The following is a 6,239-nucleotide window of genomic DNA, read 5'->3' on the forward strand; positions in this document are numbered from 1 at the left end:
CATGCTATTTCACACCATGGCTGATGAACCTTTACTGTCGGAAGACGACGAAGCGCCCGAATTGCTCAACGCGCGCATCGACGCGCCCGGCGTGCGTCTGGACAAGGCCCTCGCCGAGGCCTTCCCGACCCTGTCCCGCGCCCGGCTTCAGGCCCTGCTGGCCGAAGGCGCCGTCACCCGGGACGGCCAGACGGTCTCCAACGGCTCGGCCAAGGCCCAACCCGGTCTCTATGTGGTCGCCCTGCCGCCCGTCGCCCCGGCCACGCCCCAGCCGGAAGCCATTCCTCTGACCGTCCTGTTCGAGGACGCCGACCTGATCGTCATCGACAAGGCGCCCGGCATGGCCGCCCATCCGGCCCCCGGCTGCGAGACCGGCACTCTGGTCAACGCCCTGCTGGCCCACTGCGGCGACAGTCTCTCCGGCATCGGCGGCGTCGCCCGCCCCGGCATCGTCCACCGCCTGGACAAGGACACCTCGGGCGTCATGGTCGCCGCCAAGTCCGACCGCGCCCACGCAGGACTGTCCGCCCTTTTCGCCGCCCACGACATCGAGCGCACCTATGTGGCCCTGACGCGCGGCGCGCCCTCGCCCGAAAAGGGTCGCATCCAGACCCAGATCGGCCGTTCCAGCGGCGACCGCAAGAAGATGGCCGTGCTGCGCTCCGGCGGACGCGAGGCGATCACCGACTATGTGGTCCAGCAGACCTTCGGCCGCCCGGCCAAGGCCTCCAACGCCCCGCTGGCGGCCCGCGTCGCCTGCACCCTGCACACCGGCCGCACCCATCAGATCCGCGTCCACATGGCGTCCAAGGGCGCGCCCCTGCTCGGCGACCCCGTCTACGGCTCAGGCAGCCCCGCCGCCCCCGTCCGCGCCGCCGTCGAGGCGTCCGGCCTGAAACGCCAGGCCCTGCACGCCGCCGTCCTCGGCTTCATCCACCCTGTCACCGGCCAAGCCCTCCGCTTCGAAACCGCCCCGCCCGAGGACATGCTGCGGCTGGAAGCCCTGCTCAGCGAACTCTGACGCTTTGGCGCGTCGTCGCGTCTGCGCCAAACTGTCCGCTTTATTAGCAACAACATCTGTGCTAGATAATCGCCACGACGGACGACCCGCGCGGTCGCCGCCGAATTGAGACAATCCGCCCCTTTCGCTCCGGGCAACGGATTCCCATCTTATCAGTTGAGGGGCGAGGCGATGATGCACGTCATGTGGTCAAAGCCGCGGCGCCTGCTCTAGCATTCGGTCGGAGGGACCACATGGCCAATACCACGCTGACGGTGATGTCGCCTGAACAGGGACTGTCCCGTTATCTCACGGAAATCCGTAAGTTTCCGATGCTGACCAAGGATGAGGAGTTCATGCTCGCCAAGCGGTGGAGCGAACACCAGGATCCTGAGGCCGCCCACCGTCTCGTGACCTCTCACCTGCGCCTCGTGGCCAAGATCGCCATGGGGTATCGCGGCTACGGCCTGCCGATCGGCGAGGTGATCTCCGAGGGCAACGTCGGCCTGATGCAGGCCGTCAAGAAATTCGATCCCGACAAGGGCTTCCGCCTGGCGACCTACGCCATGTGGTGGATTCGCGCGTCCATTCAGGAATACATCCTGCGCTCCTGGTCCCTCGTGAAGATGGGCACCACGGCGGCGCAGAAGAAGCTCTTCTTCAACCTGCGCAAGGCTAAGAGCCAGATCTCGGCCTTCGAGGAAGGCGACCTGCACCCAGAACACCTGGCGGCCATCGCCACCAAGCTGGGCGTGTCGGAAGAAGAAGTCACCAACATGAACCGCCGTCTCGGCGGCGACGCCTCGCTGAACGCCCCGCTGCGCGCGGACGGCGAAAGCGAGTGGCAGGACTGGCTGGCCGACGACAACGCCGTCAGCCAGGAAACCGAGCTGGCCGAGAACGAGGAAAAGTCGATCCGCATGAGCCTGCTGCAAGAGGCCATGGAGGAACTGACCGACCGCGAGAAGCACATCCTGACCGAACGTCGCCTCAAGGACGACCCGGTCACGCTGGAAGAGCTCGCCGGCCAGTACGGCGTCAGCCGTGAGCGCGTGCGTCAGATCGAGGTGCGCGCCTTCGAAAAACTGCAGAAGGCCATGCGCGCTGCGGCCGAGGAACGGAACCTGGTCGACGCCTGACGTCGACCAGGGCTCACTACCCCGCCCGCGCCAGGGTCTCGGGCGGCGCCAGCTTCAGCACCGCCTGAACCGGCACCGTCAGGACGGCTTTCGTCGGAGCCCCGGCGGCCAGCACCGTATCCAGCCCCGCCGCGGCGATCGCCAGCGGCGCGTCGCCGGTCTTGATGGCCAGCGCCTTCAACGTCTCGGCCTGCTGTTTGATGGCCCGCACGGCCTGCATCGGATCGCTGTCGAACTGCGTCAGGGCCGAGAACAGGATCCGCATCGCCTGATCCTTGACCGCCACCGCCGCCTCGGCGCCGGAGCGCGGCTTGTCCGCCTTGCGCTTCTGCGGTCCGGCGTAGTCGTCCGAGTTGAAGCGCCGCCGGTCCGGCCCGACATAGCCCACCGCCTCGACCCAGTCGCGCGGCTTGGTCGCCAGGTTCTCGATCCGACGTTGCAGATCACCGCTGGTGAAGGGTTTTCTCAGGAACTCGTGCACGCCGGAATCCCGCGCGCCCTTGATAGCGCTGGCGGTCGCCTCGGCCGTCACCATGATGATCGGCGCGCGTCGGCACGACAGGCTGGAGCGACGGATGCGCCGCACCAGGGCCTCGCCGTCCAGCTTCGGCCCCGCCTGCTCGGTGCAGATCAGGCCCGGCTCCATCTCGCGCGCCAGGTCCAGCACGCGCGCCTCGTCGCCCTCGACCACGATCTCGCGCGATCCGAACCCCTTCAGCAGGTCCATCAGCAGGCGCGCGGCGGCGGGATTGGGGTCAACGATCAGCACGCGCCGAACCACCGGCGCGATCCTCTGTATCGTTTTGGCGTCTAGGGCGAACACGGGACGAGCTCCATTCCAGAGCCCGACCCTATGCCCCACGGGTTAAGGCGATGTTGCCTCAGCCCAAAAATGTAAACTTAGCCTTGGAACGGATCGCGCATCAGAATGGTGTCGTCCCGCTCGGGGCTGGTCGACAGCAGGGCCACCGGCGCGCCGATCAGTTCCTCGATCCGGCGCACATACTTCAGCGCATGGGCGTTCAGATCCTTGAAGCTGCGGACGCCGCCCGTGCTCTCGGTCCAGCCTTCCAGCTCCTCGAACACCGGCTCGGCCGAGGCCTGATCCTTCAGGCTCGACGGCAGATAGTCCAGCACCTCGCCGTTGATGCGATAACCGACGCAGATCTTCAGCGTCTTCAGCCCGTCCAGCACGTCCAGCTTGGTCAGGGCGATGCCGTCGATGCCGTTGATCGCCACCGACTGGCGCACCAGCACCGCATCGAACCAGCCGCAGCGGCGCGCCCGGCCGGTGTTCACGCCGACCTCGCGACCGACCACGGCCAGATGCTCGCCGACCTCATCGTTCAGTTCGCAGGCGAAGGGGCCTTCGCCGACGCGGGTCGTATAGGCCTTCACGATGCCCAGCACATAGCCGACGCCGCGCGGACCGACCCCCGACCCCGCCGCCGCCTGTCCGGCGATGGTGTTCGAGCTGGTCACATAGGGATAGGTGCCGTGATCCACGTCCAGGAAGGCGCCCTGCGCCCCTTCGAACAGCACGCGCTTGCCCGCCTTCTGCGCGGCGTCCAGCACCCGCCACGCCGGCTTGACGTAGGGCAGGATCTTCGGCGCGATCTCCAGCAGTTGCGCCAGCAGGGCCGCCGGATCGATCGGCTCCAGCCCCAGACCCGCGCGCAGCGGATCGTGGTGCGAGCGCAGGCGGTCGATCTTGATCTTCAGGTCGTCTTCATTGGCCAGGTCGCAGACGCGGATGGCGCGACGCCCCACCTTGTCCTCATAGGCCGGGCCGATACCGCGTCCGGTCGTGCCGATCTTGGCGCCCGGCGCGCTGGCGGCGGCCTCGCGCGCCACGTCCAGCGCCGGATGGATCGGCAGGATCAGGCAGGCGTTGTCGGCGATGGTCAGGATATCGGGGGTGATGGCCACGCCCTGGGCCTGGATCTTCTCGATCTCGCCAACCAGGTGCCAGGGGTCCACGACCACGCCGTTGCCGATGATCGAGGGCTTGCCCTGAACCACGCCGCTGGGCAGCAGCGCCAGCTTGTAAACCTTGCCGTCGACGACCAGCGTATGGCCCGCGTTATGGCCGCCCTGGAACCGCACGACCATATCGGCCCGGTTCGACAACCAGTCGACAATCTTGCCCTTGCCCTCGTCGCCCCATTGGGCGCCGACCACTGCGACGTTAGCCAAGACCGTTTCTCCGCAATCCAGAATGCGGTGGGAGCCTATAACCCCTGAATCGTCCGGAGTCGCCCCCAAAGGGCGTAGAATGGGCGACCGAATTATCCGGCCAGTTCGCCGACCGCCGTCTGGAACGCCCACTCCAGCCACGGCGTCGCGGCCACGACGTCCGCCGTCTCGACCGTGCAGCCGCACCACAGACGCAGGCCCGGAGGCGCATAACGATGCGGCTCCATGTCATAGACCGCCCCCTCGCCTTCCAGCAGCCCCTTGAACCGATTCACGAAGGCCTTCTGTCCCGCCTCGTCCATCGCCGCGATGCGCGGGTCGACGAACTTCAGACAGACCGACGTGGTCGAGCGGATTTCGGGGCGCTCCGGCAGGAAGTCGATCCAGTTGGTCCGCTCCACCCACTCGGCCAGGGCCGCATAGTTGGCGTCTGTGCGCGCGATCAGCGCAGGCAGGCCGCCTGCGCCCTTCGCCCAGTCCAGCGCGTCGATCCAGTCCTCGATGGTCAGGACCGAGAAGGTGTTCATCACCACCCCGTCCGCCAGGGTCCGGTCAAAACCCTTCTTGTCGACGATCCGCAGCACCTTGGGCACGGCCCGATCGGGGCGATACGTATCCAGCCTTGCCACCGCGCGCGGCGACAGCACCATCAGGCCGATGCCCGCCTCGCCGCCCAGCGCCTTCTGGAAGCTGAAGGTTGTCACATCCAGCTTGTCCCACGGCAGGTCCATCGCAAACGCCGCCGAGGTCGCGTCGCAGATGGTCAGCCCCTCGCGGTCGTCGGCGATCCAGTCCGCGTCCGGCACGCGCACGCCCGAGGTCGTGCCGTTCCACGGAAACACCACGTCTTTCTTCGGATCGACCTTGGACAGGTCCGGCAGTTCGCCCCATGGCGCCGTCAGCACTTCCGGCTCCAGCTTCAGGTGATCGCGCACGTCGGTCGCCCAGGCCTGACCGAAATTCTCATAGGCGACGACCTGCACCAGCCGCTCGCCCAGCATGCACCACAGCGCCGCCTCGACCGCCCCGGTGTCCGAGCCGGGCGTATAGAGCAGCACATAGTCGTCCGGCGGGCTCAGCACTTCGCGCGTCAGCTTCAGCCCATGCGCGAACCGCTCGGCCACTTCCGGCGCGCGGATGCCCCGGCCCATCAGGTTCGTCGGCAGGTTCGCCAGCTCCCAGCCCGGACGCTTGGCCGTCGGCCCGGCCGAGAACCAGGGGCGAGCGGGCTTGGCGGCGGGTTTGGGCGTCATGACGGTCTCTACAGTCTCGGGGAGGAGAAGAAGGAAGCTAAGCCCTTAGGCCATCAACGGCCGGGCTTATAGGGCCGGCGTTCACGCCATTCGGTCGCAAACCGGACCAGTTCGTCGTCCGGCGTCTCCGGCAGCGTCACCACCAGCTTCGCCAGCAGATCGCCGCGCTTGCCGTTCGCATAGGCGCCGCGCCCCTTCAGCCGCAGCACCTTGCCCGAGTTCGAGCCCTTGGGGATGGTCATCATCACCGCGCCCTCGGGCGTCGGCACCTGGATCTTCCCGCCTAGCACCGCGTCGGGGACCGACACCGCCAGATCCATCGTCAGATCAGCGCCGTCGCGCTTGAACACCGGATGCGGCTGGATGCGCAGTTCGATCAGGGCGTCGCCCGCCTGACCGCCGCGCCCCGGCGCGCCCTGCCCTTTCAACCGGATCACCTGGCCTTCGGACGCGCCCTTGGGAATGGCCACATCCAGCATCCGACCGTCCGAGAACTGGATGCGCCGCGTCGTCCCGGCGATGGCGTCCTCAAGGCTGATGTCCAGGGTGGCCCGCACGTCCTGGCCGCGCCCGCCGCCGAAGCCGCGCCCGGCCCCACGCCCGCCGCCGCCGAAAGCGCCGAAAATCTCTTCCAGATCGATGTCGTCGAAG

Annotated in this window: 6 protein-coding genes; 2 read left to right on the top strand and 4 right to left on the bottom strand. The window is 67.6% G+C overall.

Annotated elements, in window-relative coordinates; genetic code table 11:
- The first annotated feature begins 1 nt into the window (after position 1).
- Both B2Y21_RS03935 and rpoH read left to right on the top strand, forming a co-directional pair.
- Entirely contained in the window at positions 2 to 1,021 is a 1,020-nt protein-coding gene (locus tag B2Y21_RS03935) for an RluA family pseudouridine synthase (protein ID WP_409410753.1), read from the top strand.
- Between the two features lie 233 nt (positions 1,022 to 1,254).
- Complete coding sequence (rpoH, locus tag B2Y21_RS03940) at positions 1,255 to 2,139, top strand: RNA polymerase sigma factor RpoH (RefSeq protein ID WP_292057164.1); 885 nt, start codon at positions 1,255 to 1,257, stop codon at positions 2,137 to 2,139.
- 16 nt (positions 2,140 to 2,155) lie between these two features.
- Here rpoH and B2Y21_RS03945 read toward each other — a convergent pair whose 3' ends face one another.
- The 4 genes from B2Y21_RS03945 to B2Y21_RS03960 all read right to left on the bottom strand — a co-directional run.
- The gene (locus B2Y21_RS03945; protein WP_292057166.1) at positions 2,156 to 2,908 is read right to left on the bottom strand and encodes a response regulator; all 753 of its coding nucleotides are present in this window, start codon (positions 2,906 to 2,908) and stop codon (positions 2,156 to 2,158) included.
- A 131-nt stretch (positions 2,909 to 3,039) separates the two neighbouring features.
- Entirely contained in the window at positions 3,040 to 4,335 is a 1,296-nt protein-coding gene (locus B2Y21_RS03950) for an adenylosuccinate synthase (protein WP_040345924.1), read from the bottom strand.
- 92 nt (positions 4,336 to 4,427) lie between these two features.
- The gene (locus tag B2Y21_RS03955; protein ID WP_292057171.1) at positions 4,428 to 5,588 is read right to left on the bottom strand and encodes a phosphoserine transaminase; all 1,161 of its coding nucleotides are present in this window, start codon (positions 5,586 to 5,588) and stop codon (positions 4,428 to 4,430) included.
- Between the two features lie 53 nt (positions 5,589 to 5,641).
- Positions 5,642 to 6,239, bottom strand: a 598-nt coding sequence (locus B2Y21_RS03960) for a J domain-containing protein (protein ID WP_292057173.1), incomplete at its 5' end; no start/stop codon positions are given.

Origin of the sequence: Brevundimonas sp. UBA5936, from assembly GCA_002430835.1 — a bacterium.
In the GTDB taxonomy this organism is placed as follows: Bacteria; Pseudomonadota; Alphaproteobacteria; order Caulobacterales; family Caulobacteraceae; genus Brevundimonas.